Source organism: Micromonospora craniellae (assembly GCF_014764405.1).
GTDB lineage: Bacteria > Actinomycetota > Actinomycetes > Mycobacteriales > Micromonosporaceae > Micromonospora > Micromonospora craniellae.
Map to the genome: position 1 here is coordinate 5,734,975 of NZ_CP061725.1, position 19,976 is coordinate 5,754,950.

Here is a 19,976-nt window from a genome sequence, read left to right on the forward strand (position 1 = left end):
CCGCCGCCGCTCACGGGCGGTGAGTTCACCCTACGTCCGGTGGCCCGCCCGAACCATCGGCCGAGCCGAGGTCCACACCGTCCACTCAGTGCGCGTCCCAGCGGTCGAGATCGCGCAACCAGGCCCGTGCCGACGCGTCCGACGGCGCCCGCCAGTCGCCGCGCGGGGACAGCGATCCACCGGCGACGACCTTCGGGCCGTTCGGCATGGCCGAGCGCTTGAACTGGGCGAAGCCGAAGAACCGGCGGCAGAAGACCTCCAGCCAGCGGCGGATCTCCGGCAGGTCGTAGGCGACCCGCTTGTGCTCGGGGAAGTGGGGCGGCCAACTGCCTGCCGCCGGGTCGTGCCACGCGTGCCAGGCCAGGAAGGCGATTTTCGACGGCCGGAAGCCGTAGCGCAGCACGTGGAAGAGGGTGAAGTCCTGCAGCGCGTACGGGCCGATGGTGCTCTCGGTGGACTGGAGTTCCGCGCCCGGCACCAGTTCCGGACTGATCTCGGTGTCCAGCACCGCGCGCAGCGTCTCGCCCACCTCCTCGTCGAACTGGCCGCTGCCGATCACCCACCGGATCAGGTGCTGGATGAGCGTCTTCGGCAGGCCCGCGTTGACGTTGTAGTGGCTCATCTGGTCGCCGACGCCGTACGTGCACCAGCCCAGCGCCAGCTCGGACAGGTCGCCGGTGCCGAGCACGATGCCGCCGCGCTGGTTGGCCAGCCGGAACAGATAGTCGGTGCGCAGTCCGGCCTGCACGTTCTCGAACGTCACGTCGTAGACCGGTTCGCCAGCACCGAACGGATGGCCGAGTTCCTGGAGCATCAGCCGCGCGGTGGCGGTGATGTCCAGCTCGGCCGCGGTGATCCCGAGCGAGCGCATCAGCTTGTGCGCGTTGTCCCGGGTGTGCGCGCTGGTCGCGAAGCCCGGCATGGTGAACCCGAGGATGTCGCTGCGCGGGCGGCCGGCCCGGTCCATCGCCCGCGCGGCGACGATCAACGCGTGGGTCGAGTCCAGCCCGCCGGACACCCCGATGACGACCTTCGGGTCGCCGGTCGCCGCCAGCCGCTGGTGCAGGCCGGCGACCTGGATGTGGTACGCCTCGTAGCAGTCCTGTGCCAGCCGTGCCGCGTCGGACGGCACGAACGGGTACCGCTCGACCCGACGCCGCAGCCCCAGGTCCCGGGTCGGCGGGTCCAACCGGAACCGCACCTCGCGGAAGCCGCCGGTGCGCTCCGCGTGCGCCCGCCGGTTGTCGTCGAACGTGCCCATCCGGAGCCGTTCCTGCCGCAACAGGTCGAGGTCGACGTCGGCCACCGCGTGCCGTTCGTCGGCCGGGAACCGGTCGGTCTCGGCGAGCAGCGCGCCGTTCTCGTAGATCATCGTCTGGCCGTCCCAGGACAGGTCCGTGGTGGACTCGCCCAGGCCCGCCGCCGCGTAGACGTACGCGGCCAGGCAACGGGCCGACGCCGACCGGCACAGCAGCCGACGGTCCTCGGCCCGGCCCACCGTGATCGGGCTGCCGGAGAGGTTGAGCAGGACTGTCGCGCCCGCCAACGCCGCCTCGGCGCTCGGCGGCACCGGCACCCACAGGTCCTCGCAGATCTCCGCGTACAACGCCAGGCCGGGCACGTCCTCGGCGGTGAACAGCAGGTCCACCCCGAACGGCGCCTCGACGCCGCCGAGCCGGATCGTGCCGCCCCGCTCGTCGACCCCCGCGCCGATCTGCCGGGCCTCGTAGAACTCGCGGTAGTTCGGGATGTAGGACTTCGGCGCGACGCCCAGTACCCGACCCCGGTGCACCAGTACCGCGCAGTTGTAGATCCGGCCCCGGTGCCGCAGCGGGGCGCCGACGACGAGCACTGGCAGCAGCTCCGCCGACTCCGCCACCAGGTGCGCGAGTGCCGCCTCCACCTCGTCGAGCACCGCGTCCTGGAGCAGGAGATCCTCGATCGAGTAGCCGCACAGGCCCAGTTCCGGGAAGACCGCGACGGCTACGCCCTCGGCGGCGCACCAGCGGGCCTGCCGCAGGACGGCCTCCGCGTTGGCGGTGGGCTCGGCGATGCGCGTACGGCCGGTGCAGGCGGCGACCCGGACGAACCCGTGCTGGTAGATGGACCGGAAGTTCACCGCACCATCATCGCCGAACCGGTTCCCCGGCAGCGAGTCAGCCGGCGGTGGACCCGGGCCGGTCGCGCCGACGCCCCCGCCGATCGCCACGCCGTGACGCCGGGCGGTGGTCCGTGGCCCGCGAGCCGCCGGAGCCGGAACCGCCACCGGTACGGGCCTCGGCCTCCCGGGTGAGCATCGTCGCCCGCGTGCTGAGCTCGTCCACCCGCTCGCGCAGCCGCCGCACGGTGGAGTCGGCCTCACCGGCGGCCGAGAGCTCGACGAGCAGCCGGGTGTAGTCGCCGACCAGCCGCGCGTACCCTCGGCCCGTGCTGCGGGCGGAGAGCTGGCCGTACCGCTTGTCGAGGTCGACGATCTGCTGCGCCAAGCCGGCCGCCGCGGCGCTGAGCGCGCTGCGCTCGTCGGCCTGCTCGTCGCGTCGGCGTCGCCGGTCGGCCGCCAGCCGTGCGGCCCGCCGCCCGGCGAACCAGAGTGACGCGGCACCGGCGACCACGCCGCCGACCGCCGCGCCGGCCAGCAGATACCGGGGCAGTGACGGGCTGATCGTCCGAGCCCCGTCGGGAACGGTGCCGGCCCGCACCAGCAGGTCGTAGTTCACCACGACGACCTTGAGCGCCTCCAGCGGCTGGTCCACGAACGAGTCGACGCCCCGGCTGATGATCGTCTCCGCGACCATCGCCCGGCCGAAGTCCTTGCTGTCGCGTTGGGCGATGCGCGAACAGCCGTAGGTGTCCCAGTCGTCGCCGTCGCGGCTCATCGCCAACACCAGCGTGCCCTTCGCGGCCTGCCGCGTCCGGTCACAGGCGGCCCGCAGGTCGTCGCCGGCCGCCATCACCAGCACCACCAGCCGGCGGTTGCCGATGATCCGCTCGGCGGCCGGCTGGTCCAGGTCGACCCCGGGGGCGACGTACACCGACGCGGCGCGGACCTGGCGGGCGATCGGTCCGTCCAGGACTCCGGCCGACCACAGCGCCCACCCGGCCAGCACCAGGCAGGCCAGCACCGCCCAACCGAAGGTGGTGCCGACCAGGGCGACGAGGCCGCGTCGCAGCGTGGCGGTCACGACAGCCTCCCCTGGAGGTAGATGTCGGGGCGGTAACCGGGGATCTCGGTCAGGCGGGCGGTGTCGTCCAGCTCCGCCGTCGCGTCGGCCAGCAGTGACCGTACGTGCCGGTCGGGGAGCCCGTCGTCGAGCGCCTTGCGGGCCGCTTCGAGCTTGCCGATGCCCCGGGTCAACGCGGGATTGCTGCGCGCGTCGGTGAGCAGCGACACCTCGACGGCGAGCGCGGTGAGCCCGGCCAGGCGGGCCCGGGCGCTGCCGCGTTGCGGATCACCGGGGCGGATGCCGGCTCCGCCGGAGCGGCGCAGCGACCGGATCGACAGCACCAGGAAGCCCGCCACGCAGGCCGCGAAGATCCAGGGCAGGGCGGGCAGCGCCACCCGTAGCGGGTCCCACGGCCGGTAGGGCAGCGGGCGGTCGAACAGGCCCGCGTACCGGATGTCGGTCACCCGGCCCAGGTAGACACCGAGCACGTTCTGCTGCGGGTAGTCGTAACGGCTGAGCCGGTCGCCGAAGTGGGCGTAGAAGCTCGTGCCGGCCAGTTCGGCGAAGTCCGCCGCACCCGGACCGTGGTACTCGATCCAACTCCCGTACATCACCACCAGCGGGCGGTCCGGGAAGAGCCGGTGCAACGCCGGCCCGTACGCCGGGAGCGGCTCGCCGTACGGCTGGGCGGGCAGGGCGACGTACCAGGCGCCGTCGGGGAAGGCGGTGCCGGCGTCCTCGGGCACCCGCCGCAGAGTGGACCCGTCGGCCAGGTGCAGCCCGTCGGCGCGCAGGTCGGCGACGACGGTGTCGAGTTCCGGTCCACTCGGGTCGCGCCAGCGCAGCGTGTCCTGGGAGGCCGGGCGAGGCACTTTACGCAGCGCGGTGATCAGCGTGACCAGTTGGTCGGTGATGTCGCCGGTGGCGAACCGGGCCCGCCAGCCGGGCAACGTGTCCGGGGTGGCCTGGAACATGCCGCCGCTGACCTGCGTGCCGATCACCCGGACGGTGGCGCTCCGGACCTCCCGTACCCGGTCACGTTCCTCCTCGTCCAGGCCGGGCGGTGCGACCAGGATGCGGGTGTCCTCACCGCCGATCGCCTCCCGCACCCGCTCCTCGTCCCACCGGGCGATGGCACCCGGCAGGCGCACCACCGGGTCGGCTGCCACCAGGGCGGTCATCTCCTCGGTGGAGGGCACCGTCGCATCGCTCAGCTCACCGGCGGAGCCCTCCTCGACCCGGGTGGACGTGGCCGGTGACTGGCCGTAACTGACGTCGATGCTCTGCCGCTGGGCGAGCACGAAGACCGCCAGGACGACCACGGCGACGGCGAGCAACACCCAGCGCAGCGGTTCGGCGCGACGGATGCCGCGGGGGCCGGTCACCGCCGCGCCTGCCACAGCTCGTCGGCGCGACGGGCGTAGCCGGCCGCTTCCCGGGCCGCCGTGACGCCGCCGTCGTCGGCGGCGAGCCGTTCGGCCCGGGCCAGCAGGCCGTCTGCCTCGGGCACGGGCGTGGTCGCCGCGTCGCGGCTGACCGTGGCGCTGTCGATCGCGGCCCGGGCGGTCGACCAGGCCACCAGGCGGTCCCGCCGTCGCGAGTGCAGGCGCGGAAGCAGGGTGGTGAGGACTCCGGCACCCAGCAGTAGCACGCTGCCGGAGAGCCAGGTGAGCAGGGATGGTGACATGTGCTCCCGCCATCCGAGGGGTACCGGTACGGCTACCTGTCTAGCGCACCGGCACCAGCCCGCCGCAGGCCACCCCTGGTACGGGTGGTCCGGCCGGGCCCGCGAGGGGTGCCGGCCGGACCGGACCGTTCAGCGGGAGTAGTACTCGACGACCAGTTGCTCGTCGCAGAGCACCGGCACCTCGGCGCGCTGCGGCAACCGGATCAGCCGCGCGGTCAGCCCGGCCAGGTCCACGTCGAGGTAGGGGGCGGTGCGTGCCGGAGCGTGCGCCCCGGCGGCGGCCACCACGAACGGCGTCTTGGTGCGGCTGCCCTCCCGTACCGCGATCACGTCGTCGGGACGCAACCGGGCCGAGGGGCGGTCCACCCGCCGTCCGTTGACGTTGACGTGACCGTGGGTGACGGCCTGGCGGGCCTGGTAGATGGTGCGGGCCAGACCGGCCCGCAGGACCAGGGCGTCCAGCCGCGTCTCGAGGTCGATCACCAGTTCCTCGCCGGTCTTGCCCGGTCGGCCCACGGCGCGTTCGAAGGCCAGCCGGAGCTGCTTCTCCCGCAGGTCGTACTGCGCCTTGAGGCGCTGCTTCTCCAGCAGCCGGACCTTGTAGTCGCTCTCCTTGGTCCGCGCCCGACCGTGCACGCCGGGTGGGTAGGGCCGGCGCTCGAAGTACCGCACGCACTTGGGGGTGAGCGGGATGCCGAGGCGGCGGGAGCGCTTGATCTTCGGGCGGGACTGGTTCATCATCACCTCTCTAGTAAGGTGAGGCTAACCTAATGGGAGGTGGGGCTTTGAGCAAGGCACCCCTGGCGGCGACCACCGCCACACCGGCCGAGCGACTGCGTACGCTCCTCGCCGGTGCGGATTCGCTGCGCCTGCGGACGACCCGCCACCGCGCGGACCTGATCGGACGGCACACCCTCGACGCCGACGGGCAGCTCCGGGTGGCGCTGCCCGCCCACGCCGAGCTGGCCCGACACCTGCTCGACACGGGGGAGGCGCCGGCGCTGGTCGAGATCACCGACCTGGCGCCGATCCCGGGCCGCCACCGGGTCCGGTCCCGCGCCACGCTCACCGGCTGGCTCACCCTGGACGACCTCGACGGCGGCGACGTGACCGCCGTCCTCGCGCTCGCCACCGCCGACCTCGTTGACGCCGACGGCGACGCCGCCGTCGACCCGGACGACCTGGCCGCCGCCGATCCTGATCCGCTCGGCCCGTACGAGGCCGACCTGCTGCGTCACCTGCACGACGCGCACCCGGAGGCGTTGGGCGGACTGGCCCGCCTGGTGCCGGCCGACCGGCGGGCCGGTGCCGGCCGGGTCCACCCGCTGCGGCTGGACCGGCACGGGATCGTGCTGCGCCTGGAGGTGCCCGAGGGCCACCGGGACGTCCGGCTCGCCTTCGCCGAACCGCTCGCCGGACCGGACGACGTCGGCGCGGGGCTGGCCCGACTGCTCGGCGTCGAGCCCGGCTGCCCCAGTTGCGTCCACCCGCACCCGCACCCGTGACCTCGACCCGGCCGCCCGCCCGAACGGAGCCCGCCCATGCAACCGAGTAGCGCCGAGATCGCCCGTACCCTGGCCAGCAGCGCGACGCTCGCCACTGTGGTCGCGTACCGCGGGCCGACGGTGACCGACGTACGCCACGGTGCCGCCGCCGACGGCCGCATCCTGCTGGTCTGCCACCGGGACGACCCGCTCGCGGTCACCACCGGCTCGGTGCTCGTGCACATCGCGGACGTGCCGCCGTTGCCGTTCTCGCCGACCTGGGGCCGGTTACGCGTCGGTGGCCGGGCGACCCCACTGGCCGGAGCCGCCGCCCGCGCCGCCGCCGACGCGGTGGCGGTCACCCGGCCCGATCCGGACCTGCTGGACATCGGTGCGGACACGGTCATCGTGGAGGTGGTGCCCAAGCGCATCATGCTCACCGGTCGTGACCGGGACCTGCCGGTACGGCTCGCCGACTACCGGGCCGCCGCGCCCGACCCGATCTCGGCGATGGAGCGACCGCTCCTGGTCGACCTGGTGGACCACCACGGCACGCAGTTCTATCCCTTCCTGCGGCGGCAGTTGGTCGCCGCCGGTGTCGACCTGCCCGCCGACTGCCTGCCGTGCCCGCTGCGGCTGGACCGGTACGGCCTGCTGGTGTCGATACCCACCCCGAGCGGCGGGACCGCCTGCTACCGGCTCTGCTTCACCCCGCCACTGACCGGGCAGGAGGACCTGGTGCAGCGGCTGCATCCGGTGCTGTTCCACTCCTGCGACCACCACTGACCTGACGTGCTGCGCTCACGTCCGTAGCCCGGCGGAGCGCTCCACCACCCCGCCGTCAGGACGGGCCCTCGGGGGCCGATCCGGACACCGTTCGCGGTGGATCGGTGTCTGGTGGAAACCGATCGGACTCCGGTCACGTCGGATCGGTATGAAGATTCATCGAAGCGGGCGGCTGGCGGTCCTTCCTCTGCTGTTGCTGACCTCGGCGGCCTGCGGCCAGCAGGAGGTCGGTGGCGCGGGAGACGCGGGCTCTCCCGAGCGTTCCTACTCGGCGGACACCGTGGTGTTCCGGATGGACCACGTCGGCGGGTTCCTCACGCCGGCCATGCTGGCCACCCGCCTGCCCGCGGTCAGCGTCTACGGCGACGGGCGGGTGATCACCGAGGGGCCGGTCACGCTCGTCTATCCGGGCCCGGCCCTGCCCAACCTCCAGGTGCGCACGATCAGCGCCGAGGAGGTGGAGAGTCTGGTCGCGCAGGCCCGGGCGGCCGGCGTCGGCGGCGGGGCGGACCTCGGGACCCCACCGGTCGCGGACGCTGCCTCGACCCGGTTCACCCTGCTGGGTGACAAGGGCGTCGAGGAGTCCGAGGTCTACGCGCTCGGCGAGGCGACCGGCACCGACAGCGGCCTGAACGCCGACCAGCAGACCGCCCGGGACAAGCTGCGGGCCTTCGCCGAGTCGCTGACCGCCCCGTCCGGTCCGCTCGGTGACACTCTGGGCGACACTGCCGCGTACGCGCCGACCGCCGTCGCGGCCGTCGGCGAGCCCTGGGTCGCCGACCGCCAGGTCGGTGAGCAGCCCGAGGTGGCCTGGCCAGGCCCGGCCCTGCCCGGTACCGCCCTGAGCAAGAACCTGGGGCTGGGCTGCGTGACGGTCACCGGCGACGAGGTGCGGACGCTGCTCGGCGCCGCCGCGAGCGCCAACGCGGCGACCCCGTGGACCTCCGACGGCAAGCAGTGGAAGGTCACCCTGCGGCCGTTGCTGCCCGAGGAGTCGGACTGCGGCGACCTCGCGAACAAGCGCTGACCGACCTGTCCGGGCGGCCGGTCACCGGCGCGGCCGCCCGGCGGACTGTTCGCGCCGACCAGGATCTTGGTACGAAAGTGCCCCTCCAGGGGCGGTTCCGTACCAAGATCCAAGGTGGGCCAAGGGGCCGGTCGACCGCGCGAGGACCACTCGGTAGGCTGCCGCGCGATGAACAGCCCGACTCGCATCCTGGTGTACGGGGTGCACGGCTCCGGCAAGTCGACCCTGGCGCAGCAGTTGGCCCACCGGCTCGGCCTGCCCTGGCACCCGGTCGACGACCTGCTCTGGGAACCCGGCTGGGTGGAGGTGCCGATCGCGCTGCAGCGCAGCCGGATCGAGGCGATCTGCCGCCACGAGCGGTGGATCCTCGACGGGGCGTACCACGGCTGGCGGGACGTGCCGCTGGCCCGTGCCGACCTGGTCATCGGGCTGGACTACCCGCGCGGGCTCTCCTTCCGGCGGCTGCTGCGCCGCACCCGGGACCGGCTCCGGACGGGGGAGGAGTTCTGCAACGGCAACCGCGAGTCGCTGGGCAGCGTGCTGTCTCTGGACTCCGTCCTGGTCTGGCACCTCACCGGGTACGCCCGCGAACGCGCGCGGATGCGCGCCTGGCAGCAAGATCCGGCCGGGCCGCCGGTGCTGCTGTTCGACACCCCACAGGCGCTGGAGAACTGGCTCGCCGGCCTGCCGCCCCGCTGACCCGCCCGCCGGCCTGCCGCCCGCCGTGACCCGCTCGTGGTGACTCGCCCGCCGGTCAGAGCCCCTGCTGGCGGGCCACGCTGATGGCCTGCGCCCGGTCGGCGCCCTGGAGCTTGGCGAAGATGTTGGAGACGTGGTTGCGGATCGTCGTCGTCGGCCATCGACAGGATCAGCACCCGCACGTGCGGACTCATCCGGATCATCCGCTCGGTGGCCGCGATGCCGCCCATGCCCGGCATGGTCAGGTCGAGCAGCACCACGTCGGGTTGCAGCCGGGCGAGCACGGCCAGCGCCTCCTCGCCGCTGGCCGCCTCGCCGCACACCTTCGATGTCGGGGCTCGTGGCGAGCAGCGCCCGCAACCCGGCCCGGAACGGCGCGTGGTCGTCAACCAGCAGTGTGCGGATCTGGTCCATCGGTCTCCTCCGTGCCGGTGAGCAGGGTCGCGGCCACCAGCGTGCCGGCGCCCGGTGTCGAGGTGACGACGAAGGCGCCGCCGAGTTCCTCAGCCCGTTCCCGCATCGAGTGCATGCCCACGCCGTCCGGCCGGTCGGGCCGGCGACCCTGGCCGTCGTCGCGGATCTGCAGGCACAGCCGACTGCCGGCCACCCGCAGCCGCACCTGCACCTGGGTCGCCCGGGCGTGCCGGCGGGCGTTGTTCAGCGCCTCCATCGCGATCCGGTAGGCGGCCACCTCGGCCGCCGCGGTCTGGTGCCGGAGGTGGCACTGCCCGGTGCCCCACCGTCCAGCCGGGAAGGAACCACACCGGGCTCCGGGTGGTCCGTTACAGGTTCCTCTTGTTGAGCAGCAGGTTCGGGGTGCCGGAGAGGCTGCCGGTGACCACGCCGCTGGTGCCGTTGGCCACGATCCAGTTGTGCACCGTCGCCTGGCTCGCGTCGCCGTAGGTCGCCTTGTAGAGGGCGGCCACCCCGGCGGCGTGCGGAGTCGCCATCGACGTGCCGTTGAGCGAGGCGGTCGTCGACGTCGGGTACGCCGAGCGGATGCCCGAGCCGGGGGCGTAGATGTCCACGCAGGACCCCACGGAGGAGTAGCTGGCCCGCGCGTCGGTGTTGGTGGTGGCGGCGACCACCAGCGCGGCGGTCAGGTTGCGGGGCAACCGGTCGCACGAGTTGCCGCCGGTGTTGCCGGCGGAGGCGGCGAGGAACACGCCGCTGTTCATCATGTTCGTCAGCGCGGTGGCGAGGCTGGCGCTGTACGTGTAGTTCCAGGAGGCGTTGGCCACGGCGGGCTTGTTGGCGTTGCGGGTCACCCAGTCCACCGCGCCGACGGCTGCGGAGAGCGTGCCGCCGCCGGAGCAGTTCAGCCACTTGACCCCGTAGAGCCGGACGTTCTTGGCGACGCCGTGGCTGGTCCCGCCGATCGTGCCGGCGACGTGCGTGCCGTGGCCGTTGCAGTCGGTGTTGTTGCTGTCGATGGCGTTGTAGGAGAACTGGGCACGACCGCCGAAGTCGGGGTGGTTAACCTGGATGCCGCTGTCGATCACGTACGCGTGCACGCCGGTGCCGGTCGAGTTGTAGGTGTAGCTGCGCGACAGCGGCAGGGTGGTCTGGTCGATCCGGTCGATGCCCCAGGCTGGCGGGTTGGTCTGGGTGGCGTCGACCACGTCGTACTGGATCACGTCACGCTCGATGCTCAGCACGTTGGCGTTGTGCGCCAGCTCGGCGACCTGCGCGGTGGTGAGGCGGGCCGCGAAACCGTTCACGGCACGGCTGAAGTAGGCCGAGGGGGCGGCCTTGAGCGCACGGGCGGGCACGGTGGAGTCGGCGCCGGGCTTCAGGGTGACGACGTACGCGCCGGGGATCACCGCGACGTCGCCGGCCGCCTGCGGGGTGGTGACGGGGACGGCGACGGCCCGGAACGGCCCGCCCGCGGCCATCGCGGGTTGCGGCAGCGCGAGCAGGCTGGTGACGACGGCGGTCGCGGTGATGCCGGCGGCGAGCACGGCACGACGCCGACGCGGTAGGCGTGCTTGTGACACGGAGCCTCCTTGGGGGCAGACCATCCGTCGTGGATGATCTTCGATGTCACAGGAGGCTATCGGTGCGCGGGTCGACATATAAGTCTGTGGATGTTACGGATTGGTACCGAGTTGGGTCGCGGGTGACGCTCCGCCCCCGCAGGACGACCCACGTCTGCTCGTGGCGGTGTGGCTGTTCGCGCGTCGGCGTGTCGAGCAGTCACACCGCCACGATCAGAGGGACTAGGCTGCGGCGGTGCCGTTGACCTTTCCCGCGCATCTCGCGCCGGTGCTGGCGCTCAAGGTCTGGCGGCCCCGGTGGTGCGACGGCGTGGCGCTGAGCACCGGTGCCGTCGCCCCGGACGTCGCGTACCTGGCCGCCGGGCCGGACGGCCGCACCTTCGCCGACACCCACACCTGGCCCGCCCTGTTCTGGTGGTGCCTTCCCGTGGCATTGGCGTACGCGGCGGTGCTCGGTGCGGCGAGCCACGTCGGGTGGGACTGGCTCACGCACACCGACGACTGGTTGCGGGTGCTGTTCGGGATCGACTGGTCCCGGGTCACCGGTGTCGCCTGGTGGACCGTCTCGGACCTGACGAGCACCGTCGTCGGCAGCGCGCTGGCGGTCGTACTCGCGGCCCGGCTCGGTCGGCGCGGCGAGCGGGAGACGGACGGGCTCGCGCTCCCGGCCCGCCGGCCGACCCTGTTCTGGGGTGTCGCCGGGCTGGTCGCCGTCGCCGGTGCGGCGTGCGTGGCGGCGCTTCCCGGCGCCACCCTCCTCGCGCCGACCGGCGTGCGGCTGATCCACGTCGCCGGTCTGGCGTTGCTGGCCGGCGGTCTGGCCGTGAAGGTCAGCTCGCGCGGGCGGCGCGGCGTCTGGCGGCGTACGGCAGAGCGAACAGGCACAGGCCGGTGAAGAGCAGCAGGAACAGTGGCGGTAGGGGCAGGAAGGACACCCACTGCGCCGGCGCGGCGGGCGACGATCAGGGCTTGCGGCCCACCGCACCATACGCGTCGATCGCCACCGCGTCCGGGTCCGCCGGCCGCCACAGCGGGATCGGCACCAGGCCCGGCTCGACCAGCGTCAGCCCCTCGAAGCAGGTGCCGAGCTGCTCGGGGCTGCGCAGGATGTACGGCACGCCGCCGCTCTGGGCCAGCCGCTCCGCCCCGGCGACGCCCTCGGGGCTGGTGTCGGTGCCGTCCCACAGCACGAGGTGGCTACCGGAGGCGGTGGCCTCCATGGTCCGGCCGACGATGGCGCGGATCACGTCCAGGTCGGGCTCGTAGCCCATCACGCCCATGTACATCACCGCGACGGGCTGGTCGAAGTCCAGCGTCTGGGCGGCCTCGGCGAGGATCTTCTCCGGGTCGTGGTAGTCGGCGGGCACGTACGTGGTGACGCCCTCGGAGGTGGTGCTGGAGAGCAGCGCGCGGGCGTGGACCAGCACCATCGGGTCGTTGTCGACGTAGACGATGCGCGAGTCGGGCGCGATCGCCTGGGCGACCTCGTGGGTGTTCTGCATGGTGGGCAGGCCGGTGCCGATGTCGAGGAACTGCCGGACGCCCGCCTCGGCGGCGAGGTAGCGCACCGCCTGGATGAGGAACGTGCGCGACTGCTGGGCCATCACCACGATCTCGGGGTAGACCTCCGCCACGGCGTCACCGGCGGCCCGGTCGGACTGGAAGTTGTCCTTCCCGCCCATCCAGTAGTTCCAGATCCGCGCGGCATGCGGCACCTCGGGCTGGAGCTTCGCGGCGAGGTCGGGATCCGGGCTGGCCATTCCTGAGCTCCTGTCAGCGGGGTCCGGGGGGACGGACCTACGGTTGATCTCGACATCGTACTCAGGGTCCGTCCACTGTCGAAGATGACCATACCGCCCCGGGCGGGAGTCCCGTCGGCCTTGCCGGCAGGTGGCAGGCTTCGGGCGGTGGGAAACCTCCTCGCACAGTTGCCTGCCCTGCTCGGTGTGCTGATCGGCACCGTCGGCACGATCGTCGCCACCTCGCTGGCCGACCGGTCCCGCTGGCGGCGTACCCAGACAGTGCGCTGGGACGAGCGGCGGCTCGACGCGTACGCCGAGTTCGCGCGGGTGCTCAAGGAGGTGCACGCCATCTCCGGCCGGTTGTTGCCCGGCCGGAGCGGAGTGCAGGTGGACCGGGAGCGGGAACTGGCCAACCTCGTCGAGGCCGACTTCCGCCACACCCTGGCCTGGGAGAGCGTGCTGCTGCTCGGCGACGGCCCGACGGTGACCGCCGCGCGGGCGTGGCGCGACGCGGTCTGGGCGATCGAGCGCGTCGCCCGGGGTACGCCCACCGACGACCTGCCGGAACTGCTGCACCGGGCCAACGAGGCGCGTGACCACTTCTACGACGCGGCCCGGGGCGGTCTGGGCGTCGGAGGCGGCTCGGTAGCCCAGGCCACCCTGCTGGAGGGCCGCCTGCGCGAGCGGGACCTCCCGCCCACCGCGACCCGGCCCCCCGTCGACCGACCGGCCGGGTCGCGGTGACGCCGGCGGTCAGCCCCCGTGGTCGTGGTGCAGCGCGCCGGGCGCCTGGCCCGGTCAGATCAGGCCGGGCGGGGGCCGGGAACGGTGTGGAGCGGAGCGCCGGTCAGGCCGGGTGGGCGGGCTGGTCGAGGATGGCGCTGAAGCGTTCCTCGGCCAGGTCGAGCTGGTCGAGGATGTGCCGCCGCACCGCAGCGGAGAGCGGGGTGTCCGCGCGGGTGACGAGATCCCGATAGACCGGCACCATCGGACGATACTTGCGGGCTGACGACTCGACCTTCGGCCCGACCGAGTGGATCACCCCGACGCCGTTGTCGGTGAAGTCGGAGATCTTGATGACCCGCGCCCACGGCTCCCGCTCCAGGCTGGCGGCGACGTGCTCGTGGTACTGCGCGTTGCGGTCCCGCCCCGGATCCCACGGCGGATTCGTCACCGCCGCCACCAGCCGCGCCACCCGGGGCCCGAACCGCTCCGCGAGCACCCCCAGCGCCGCCCCGGTCTGGTCGAACGCTCTCGGTTTCCCTGGCGCTGCTAGTTCGGACCCACTCGGTTCTTTGGCCCCCGACCCGGCAAGCTCGACCGGATGGTCCTCCACCGCGTCGTGCAGCAGCCCCGCGACGATCACGTCCACGTCGCGCACCTCGTAGTAGTGCACCATCCGGATGGCCACCCGGAGCAGGTGGTTGACGTACGGCTCCCGGGACCGCCGGTCGTCCCGGTGCAGCCGCGAGACCAGCGCCAACGCCTCACCGAGCCGCCGCCGCCCGTCGTCGTCGAAGACCTGGATCTCCAGCCGGAACCGCTCCCGCAGACCGGCCTCGCCGTGCATCTCGGTGATCGCGTGCATCGGCATGGTGACCAAGTACGGTGGCAATTCCATCCGTCCCTTATAGCCGATCATCCCCGCCCGCAGGGGGACCGCCAGTCCGTCCCGAACCCTCCGGCGCGCCGCCTGGTCTCCTCGTCTGTGACACCGTGCCGCATAGGATCTGCCCATGCAGGAAGGCCGGTGGACGACGATCACCCCCTCGCAGTTCGCGCACGAGCGGGAGGCCCTCGCCTACGTACAGGCGCTGCTTCCGGACACCGAGCCCTACCGCGCCTGGTCGAACTTCACCTTCACCGCGCAGACCGGACACCCGTACGAGGTGGATCTGCTCGTCGCCGCGCCGGGCGGGCTCTACCTGATCGAGATCAAGAGCTGGAACGGTCGTCTCACCTCCAGCGGGTCCAACTGGCTACTGCACGGTCCCAGTGGCACCCGCACCTTCGACAACCCGCTCCACCTGGCGGACGCCAAGGCCAAGAAGCTGAAATCGCTGCTCCAGGTCGCGGCGGGACAGCGCAAGGGGCCACGGATCAAGATCCCGTTCGTGCAGGCGGCGGTGTTCCTCTCCAAGCCCGGTCTGCACATCGGGCTCTCCGACCATCACCTGCACGGCATCTACGGGCCTGACCCGGCGCCCGGCCGCGAGCCCGGCCCGCTGCCGACCATCGGCTCGCTCCTGCAGCGTCCGCCGCAGGACGAGAAGTACCGGGTCACCAAGGAGGTGTCCGGGGCACTACCCGATCTGCTCGGCGCGGTCGGTATCGCCCGCAGCCGCAAGCACTACCAGATCGGCTCCTGGGAGCTGGAGACCAAACCATTCGACCTGGGGCCCACCTGGCAGGACCACCACGCCCGCCACCGTGACCTGGAGCGGGAACGCCGCCGTATCCGCATCTATCTGGTCGAACGCAACGCCGGGCAGGCCGAGCGGGCGAGCATCGAGCGGGCCGCCAAACGTGAGATGACGGGTGCTGCACGGCATCAACCACCCGGGCATCGTCCGGGTCGACTCGATGGAGTCGCACGAGGCCGGACCCGCCCTGATCTTCCGCCACGACCCGAGGTCGATGCGGCTGGACCACTACATCACCCAGTACGGCGAGAAGCTCGACCCGCTGACCCGCCTGGCGATGATCCGACAGCTCGCCGAGGCGGTGGCATACGCCCACGGCCGTCGCCTGCACCACCGTGCCCTCTCCGCCCGCAGTGTCCTGGTCGCGCCGGGGCGCAGGCGTCGGGGCGGAAGCGACGAGGAAGCCTGGCTGGTCCCTCAGGTGCAGATCAGCGACTGGCAGGCGGCCACCCGAGCCACCGAGTCGGTCGGGGGCAGCAGCGCCGACCCGGTCGCGCCCTCGTCGCACGCGTCCTCGCACATCGAGTTGTCGGCCGAGGCGTACCTGGCTCCGGAGTCGGACCCGGTCGCGATGGACGTGTTCGGGCTCGGTGTCCTGGCGTATCTGATCCTCACCGGGCAGCCGCCCGCGGCGAAGCGGCAGGAGTTGTTGTCGCGGATCGCCCGCGACAACGGTCTGCGCGCCTCGTCGGTGGCTGACGGGATCACCGAGTTCGCCGACGAGCTGATCCAGGCCGCCACCGCTCCCATCCCGGCCCAACGCCTCACCACCGTCACCGACTTCGTCGAGATGCTCCAGGTGGTCGAGGAGGAACTGACCGCCCCGCCGCTGGCCTCCGTGCATCCGGCGGCGGCCGAACCGGAGGACGTCGACCCGCTGGAGGCGCGCGGCGGCGAGCGGGTCGACGAATGGACGGTCAGGAAGCGGTTGGGCACCGGGTCGACCTGCCGGGCCTTCCTCGCCCACAACGAGCGCACCGGCAGGGACGAGGTGCTCAAGGTCGGTCTCTCCGACGAGAAGGGGGCTCGGCTCGCCCACGAGGCCCGGGTCCTGCGCCCGTTGACCGACTCCCGGGTGATCCGGCTGGCCCGGCCGGAGCCGCTGCAGATCGCCGGCCGTACGGTGATCGTCCTCGAACACGCCGGTGAGCTGACGCTGGCCCGCAAGCTCCGCGACGACGGCCGGCTCACCGTCGACGAGCTGGAGACCTACAGCGACTACCTGTTCGGTGCCCTCGACTACCTGGAGGGCGAGGGCGTCTACCACCGGGACATCAAGCCGGACAACATCGCCATCCGGGTACGCCCCAACCGCACCCGCCAGTTGGTGCTCTTCGACTTCTCCCTGGCCGGTGTCTCCGTCAAGGAGTTGGCCGCCGGCACCCCGCGCTACCTTGACCCGTTCCTCGGCACGGCGAGCCGGCAGGTCTACGACAAGCACGCCGAGTGGTACGCCCTCGCGGTGACCCTGCACGAGATGGCCTCTGGCGAGCTGCCGGTCTGGGGCGACGGCGGCACCGAGCCGCAGCTCACCGAGGGTCCACCGGTGTTGGCTGCCGAGGCGTTCGACCCGGCGATCCGCGACGGACTGGTGGACTTCTTCCACGAGGCGCTGCACCGTGACCGGCGTCGCCGGTTCGCCACCCTCAAGGACCTGCGCGACGCCTGGCAGCAGGTGTTCCGCCGTTCCGACGCGAGCACCCCGGTCGGCACCGAGCACCCGGAGATCGAGACCGAGGAGCCGGACGAGAGGGCCGCCGAGAAGGCCCGCGAGGAGGCTGCCGGCAAGGCCACCCGCGCCACCGCCCTGGAGGCTGCCGGGCTCACCCCCCGGGCGGTCTCCGCCGCCCACCGGGTCGATGCCACCACCGTCGGCGAGCTGCTGGCCGTCGGCAACAACACCTTCGCCACGCTGCCCGGCCTCGGCGCGAAGACACGCAAGGAGTTGCAGCGCCGGGTCAAGGAGTGGCGTACCCGGCTGGGGGAGCGCGAGACCGTGCCGACCTCGGGCGCCGCCCGCAAGGCGGCCACCGTCGAGGTCGCCGGCGAGACCAGCGGGCCGAGCGGCGACACCGACCTGGTACGCGTGGGCCTCGACGCGATCGCCACCCTGCTCGTACCGGGCAACAACGGCCGCAACGCCGCCGAGGTGGAGGCCACCCGGCTGCTGCTGAACCTGCCGGACGCCACCGGCACGCTGCCCGCGTTGCAGCTCTGGCCGCAGCAGCCACAGGTCGCCACCGCCGTCGGGGTCAGCGCCGGACGGATCGCGCAGATCCTCGGCAAGCAGCGCAGGCGGTGGCACGACCTGCCGGTGGTGGGCAGCCTGCGTACCCAGGTCATCGAGTTGTTGCGCGACGGTGGACGGGTGATGGGGGTGGCCGAGCTGGCGGCGGCCCTGCTCGTCAGCCGTGGATCGGTGCGTACCGGCGACGAGTTGCGGCTCGCGGTGGCGGTCGCCGCCGTGCGGGCGGCGGTCGAGGTCGACGCACTGGAGGACGAGCCGCGTCTGCTGCTGCGACGACACGCCCGGGCCGACATCGACGGCAAACCGCACCCGCATGGTGACCGGCTGCTCGTGGCGCTCGAAGCGGGCGAGGACGACGCCCCGGACACCCCGGCCGCGCCGGCCCTGCTCGACTACGCCGACGCGCTCGGCAAGGCGGCCGACAAGCTCGCCGCCAGCGAGGTGCTGCCCAGCGCGGCGACGGTGCTGCGTACCCTCGCGGCGGTGACCGCGCCCGGCGGCGCGGCCGACGCGATCGACGACCGGCGACGGGTGCTGCTCGCCGCCGTGGCCTCCGAGCGGGCCGCCGCGACCGCCCGGCTGGAGCTGTACCCGCGCAACCTCGACCCGGTCCGCGCGCTGCGGCTCGCCCAGGCCGGCGTGGTGCCACCGGCGGCCAGCCCCGAGGGACAGCGGGGTCTGACCCCGGAGCAGGTCGTCCAGCGGGTTACCGCCCGGTTCCCCGAACTGGAGGCATCGCTGCCGCCGCATCCGAAGTTGGACCGGCTGCTCGCCGAGGCCGGCTTCGAGCTGCGCTGGAATCGCGACCGCTACGTCCCGCCACCACCGCGCGCCGGCTCGTCGTCGATGTCGATCGTCCAACGTCGCCCCTCGGCCACGAACGCACCGAGCCACTGGGCCGCCGAATCTCCGGAGCTGGCGGCGGCGATGCGGGCCGAGGAGCGACTGACCGGCGCCAGGTCCGCCGGAGGATTCCGCGCGCTGACGGTACGCCTCAACCGGTACGCGCTGGCCCGCCAGGAACTGGCCCGACGCTTCGACGCCCGGCCGGTCAACGTGGCGGCGGTGTTCCTGCGTGAGCTGCGCGGCCTGGTCGACGCCCGGCCGAAGCCCACCTGGGAGACGGTGCTGGGCGCGGACGTCGCCGAGGCGGGTTCCCGGAGCGCCATCAAGCTCGGCGAGTACGTCGAGCAGGCGTGGCACCTGGCGGTGCCGTTGCTGCACGCCGAGTTGCGCGCCGACGCCGGACCGGTGCTGCTGCACGACGCGGCGATGCTGGCGCGCTACCGGGCGATGGAGCGGCTCCACGACCTGGCGGACGCGGCACGCGGCGGGGCAGGGGAGTTGTGGCTGCTCTGCCCGATGGAGGACCCGGGCACGCTGCCCAAGCTGGACGGCGCGGTGGTCCCGGTGGGCGACAACGAATGGATCGCCCTTCCCGACGCCTGGGCCGTCAACGCCCACCGCAGCACAGCCCCGGCCTGACAGCTCCCCTGCCCGATCGTGGCTGCGCCCCGACCCTGGCGGTTCCTACGATCGTGGCGGTGTAGCTGCTCGACACGCCGACGCGTGAACAGCCACACCGCCACGATGACGCCCGCGAGATGCACGCGCCATAGCAGATCATGGTGGGCGGTGGGGGTTGTCCACAGCGGCTTCCTCGTCCACAGGTGTGGCGCTTCGTCGTTGCGGGACCGTGGCGTTGGGCGGCACGGTCGGTGGCGTGGATGCGGTGTTGGCGGAACTCGTGGAGCGAGGCCGAGGGCTGGTGACCCGATCCGTCGTCGAGCAGGTCGTGCCAGCGTGGATTCTGCAACGGGCGTGCGCCAACGGCGACCTGGTGCGGGTGCTCCCCGAGGTGTTCGCGGCAGCGCACCTGCTCAATGCCCGAATCGAACGCGCCGCCACCTCGCCGCTCACCCGGATCGGCCCCACCCTCGGCCGCCGCGCGGTCGCCGCCTGGGTGGGCGGGCGCGGCGCACTCAGCCACCTCACCGCCCTCGACGTGTGGGGGCTGCGCCGACAACTGCCCGGAGACCTGCTGCACGTGAGCACGCCGGTTGCCTGCGGCCTGCGAAGCTGGCCCGGAGTGCGGGTTCACCGACGCCGTCACCTCAGCATCGCCCCACCGGCGTCGTGGATACGTCAGGGCCTGCCGGTGACCACCATCGAGCGTGCCCTGCTCGACTCCTGGCCGATGCTGCCCCGGAGCGAGCAACGGACGCCGATGATCAGCGCGGTCAACAACCGGCTGACCACGCCTGAGCGGCTGCAAGCTGCGCTCGACGGCACGACGCGGGTGCCCGGCCGAGCAGTGCTCAGCACCCTGCTGACCCGGCTTGCCCAGGGCTGCCGCAGCCCGTTGGAGATCTGGGGACACGAGCGGGTGTTCACCGGCCCGGGCATGCCGACGTTCCAGCGGCAGGTGCGAATCCAGCTCGGCCGCCGCAACGTCTACCTCGACCTCTACGCCGAACCGGAACGCGTCAACATCGAACTCGACGGTGCCACCACCCACGGCGATCCACGACAGCGCGAGATCGATCTGCGCCGCGACGCCCAATTGGCAGCGCTCGGCATCCTGGTAGTCCGTTTCGCGCATCGTCGGCTCGTGTTCGAGCCGGAGGCGGTACGCCGGGAAACCCTCGCCATCCTGGCCAGCCGACGGCCACGATGATCCCCGGAGCCCTCTGGCTCTGTCCGTGCGATGTCGCTACCG

At 72.7% G+C, this 19,976-nt stretch carries 17 protein-coding genes and 2 pseudogenes; 9 read left to right on the forward strand and 10 right to left on the reverse strand.

Annotated features, from left to right (window positions below; all coding sequences use genetic code 11):
• Window positions 1–85 precede the first annotated feature (85 nt).
• The 5 genes from ID554_RS26050 to rpsD form a co-directional block, all read right to left on the reverse strand.
• Window positions 86–2,119: an NAD(+) synthase gene (locus tag ID554_RS26050; RefSeq protein WP_117228203.1), complete on the reverse strand. Its 2,034-nt coding sequence runs from the start codon at window positions 2,117–2,119 to the stop codon at window positions 86–88.
• 37 nt (window positions 2,120–2,156) lie between these two features.
• Window positions 2,157–3,182: a hypothetical protein gene (locus ID554_RS26055; protein ID WP_191088634.1), complete on the reverse strand. Its 1,026-nt coding sequence runs from the start codon at window positions 3,180–3,182 to the stop codon at window positions 2,157–2,159.
• Window positions 3,179–4,549 (reverse strand): hypothetical protein, encoded by a 1,371-nt coding sequence (locus ID554_RS26060; protein WP_223884255.1) that lies wholly within the window; start codon window positions 4,547–4,549, stop codon window positions 3,179–3,181. Before ID554_RS26060 ends, ID554_RS26055 begins: the two co-directional genes overlap by 4 nt.
• A complete protein-coding gene (locus ID554_RS26065) occupies window positions 4,546–4,851 on the reverse strand; it encodes a DUF6403 family protein (RefSeq protein WP_117228151.1) in 306 nt (101 codons plus the stop codon). The genes ID554_RS26060 and ID554_RS26065 overlap by 4 nt, the downstream gene beginning before the upstream one ends.
• 129 nt (window positions 4,852–4,980) lie before the next feature.
• On the reverse strand, window positions 4,981–5,589 hold the full coding sequence (gene rpsD / locus ID554_RS26070; protein WP_117228150.1) for a 30S ribosomal protein S4: 609 nt from the start codon (window positions 5,587–5,589) through the stop codon (window positions 4,981–4,983).
• Window positions 5,590–5,636: 47 nt separating this feature from the next.
• On the opposite strand from rpsD, the gene ID554_RS26075 reads away from it, so the two are divergent.
• The 4 genes from ID554_RS26075 to ID554_RS26090 all read left to right on the forward strand — a co-directional run bounded on the left by ID554_RS26075 (window position 5,637) and on the right by ID554_RS26090 (window position 8,847).
• Window positions 5,637–6,356 (forward strand): DUF2470 domain-containing protein, encoded by a 720-nt coding sequence (locus ID554_RS26075; RefSeq protein WP_223884256.1) that lies wholly within the window; start codon window positions 5,637–5,639, stop codon window positions 6,354–6,356.
• A 36-nt stretch (window positions 6,357–6,392) separates the two neighbouring features.
• Window positions 6,393–7,121, forward strand: a complete 729-nt coding sequence (locus tag ID554_RS26080; RefSeq protein WP_117228148.1) for a DUF2470 domain-containing protein — start codon at window positions 6,393–6,395, stop codon at window positions 7,119–7,121.
• A gap of 148 nt (window positions 7,122–7,269) precedes the next feature.
• Complete coding sequence (locus tag ID554_RS26085) at window positions 7,270–8,148, forward strand: hypothetical protein (RefSeq protein WP_117228147.1); 879 nt, start codon at window positions 7,270–7,272, stop codon at window positions 8,146–8,148.
• Between the two features lie 168 nt (window positions 8,149–8,316).
• Entirely contained in the window at window positions 8,317–8,847 is a 531-nt protein-coding gene (locus tag ID554_RS26090; protein WP_117228146.1) for an AAA family ATPase, read from the forward strand.
• Window positions 8,848–9,050: 203 nt separating this feature from the next.
• On the opposite strand, the pseudogene ID554_RS33260 reads toward ID554_RS26090, so the two are convergent.
• From ID554_RS33260 to ID554_RS26105, 3 genes and pseudogenes are all read right to left on the reverse strand, one after another.
• Window positions 9,051–9,170, reverse strand: a pseudogene (locus ID554_RS33260) (response regulator transcription factor); the annotation flags it as partial.
• Window positions 9,171–9,232: 62 nt separating this feature from the next.
• Window positions 9,233–9,538 (reverse strand): sensor histidine kinase, encoded by a 306-nt coding sequence (locus ID554_RS26100; protein ID WP_117228145.1) that lies wholly within the window; start codon window positions 9,536–9,538, stop codon window positions 9,233–9,235.
• Window positions 9,539–9,629: 91 nt separating this feature from the next.
• Window positions 9,630–10,844: a S8 family peptidase gene (locus ID554_RS26105; RefSeq protein WP_117228144.1), complete on the reverse strand. Its 1,215-nt coding sequence runs from the start codon at window positions 10,842–10,844 to the stop codon at window positions 9,630–9,632.
• 235 nt (window positions 10,845–11,079) lie between these two features.
• Between ID554_RS26105 and ID554_RS26110 the strand changes: the two genes are divergently transcribed.
• Window positions 11,080–11,739 (forward strand): DUF4184 family protein, encoded by a 660-nt coding sequence (locus ID554_RS26110; RefSeq protein WP_117228143.1) that lies wholly within the window; start codon window positions 11,080–11,082, stop codon window positions 11,737–11,739.
• Window positions 11,740–11,806: 67 nt separating this feature from the next.
• Here ID554_RS26110 and ID554_RS26115 read toward each other — a convergent pair whose 3' ends face one another.
• On the reverse strand, window positions 11,807–12,604 hold the full coding sequence (locus ID554_RS26115) for an SAM-dependent methyltransferase (RefSeq protein ID WP_117228142.1): 798 nt from the start codon (window positions 12,602–12,604) through the stop codon (window positions 11,807–11,809).
• Window positions 12,605–12,751: 147 nt separating this feature from the next.
• On the opposite strand from ID554_RS26115, the gene ID554_RS26120 reads away from it, so the two are divergent.
• Window positions 12,752–13,330: a hypothetical protein gene (locus ID554_RS26120; RefSeq protein WP_223884257.1), complete on the forward strand. Its 579-nt coding sequence runs from the start codon at window positions 12,752–12,754 to the stop codon at window positions 13,328–13,330.
• A 103-nt stretch (window positions 13,331–13,433) separates the two neighbouring features.
• On the opposite strand, the gene ID554_RS26125 is transcribed toward ID554_RS26120, so the two are convergent.
• Window positions 13,434–14,207, reverse strand: a complete 774-nt coding sequence (locus ID554_RS26125) for an HD domain-containing protein (RefSeq protein ID WP_117228141.1) — start codon at window positions 14,205–14,207, stop codon at window positions 13,434–13,436.
• Between the two features lie 115 nt (window positions 14,208–14,322).
• Here ID554_RS26125 and ID554_RS33265 point away from each other — a divergent pair.
• From ID554_RS33265 to ID554_RS26135, 3 genes and pseudogenes are all read left to right on the forward strand, one after another.
• Window positions 14,323–14,706: pseudogene (locus ID554_RS33265) on the forward strand (NERD domain-containing protein); the annotation flags it as partial.
• A gap of 418 nt (window positions 14,707–15,124) precedes the next feature.
• Window positions 15,125–18,742 (forward strand): BREX system serine/threonine kinase PglW, encoded by a 3,618-nt coding sequence (gene pglW, locus ID554_RS26130; protein ID WP_199489183.1) that lies wholly within the window; start codon window positions 15,125–15,127, stop codon window positions 18,740–18,742.
• A 238-nt stretch (window positions 18,743–18,980) separates the two neighbouring features.
• Entirely contained in the window at window positions 18,981–19,934 is a 954-nt protein-coding gene (locus tag ID554_RS26135) for a DUF559 domain-containing protein (RefSeq protein ID WP_117228201.1), read from the forward strand.
• The last annotated feature ends 42 nt before the right edge of the window (window positions 19,935–19,976 follow it).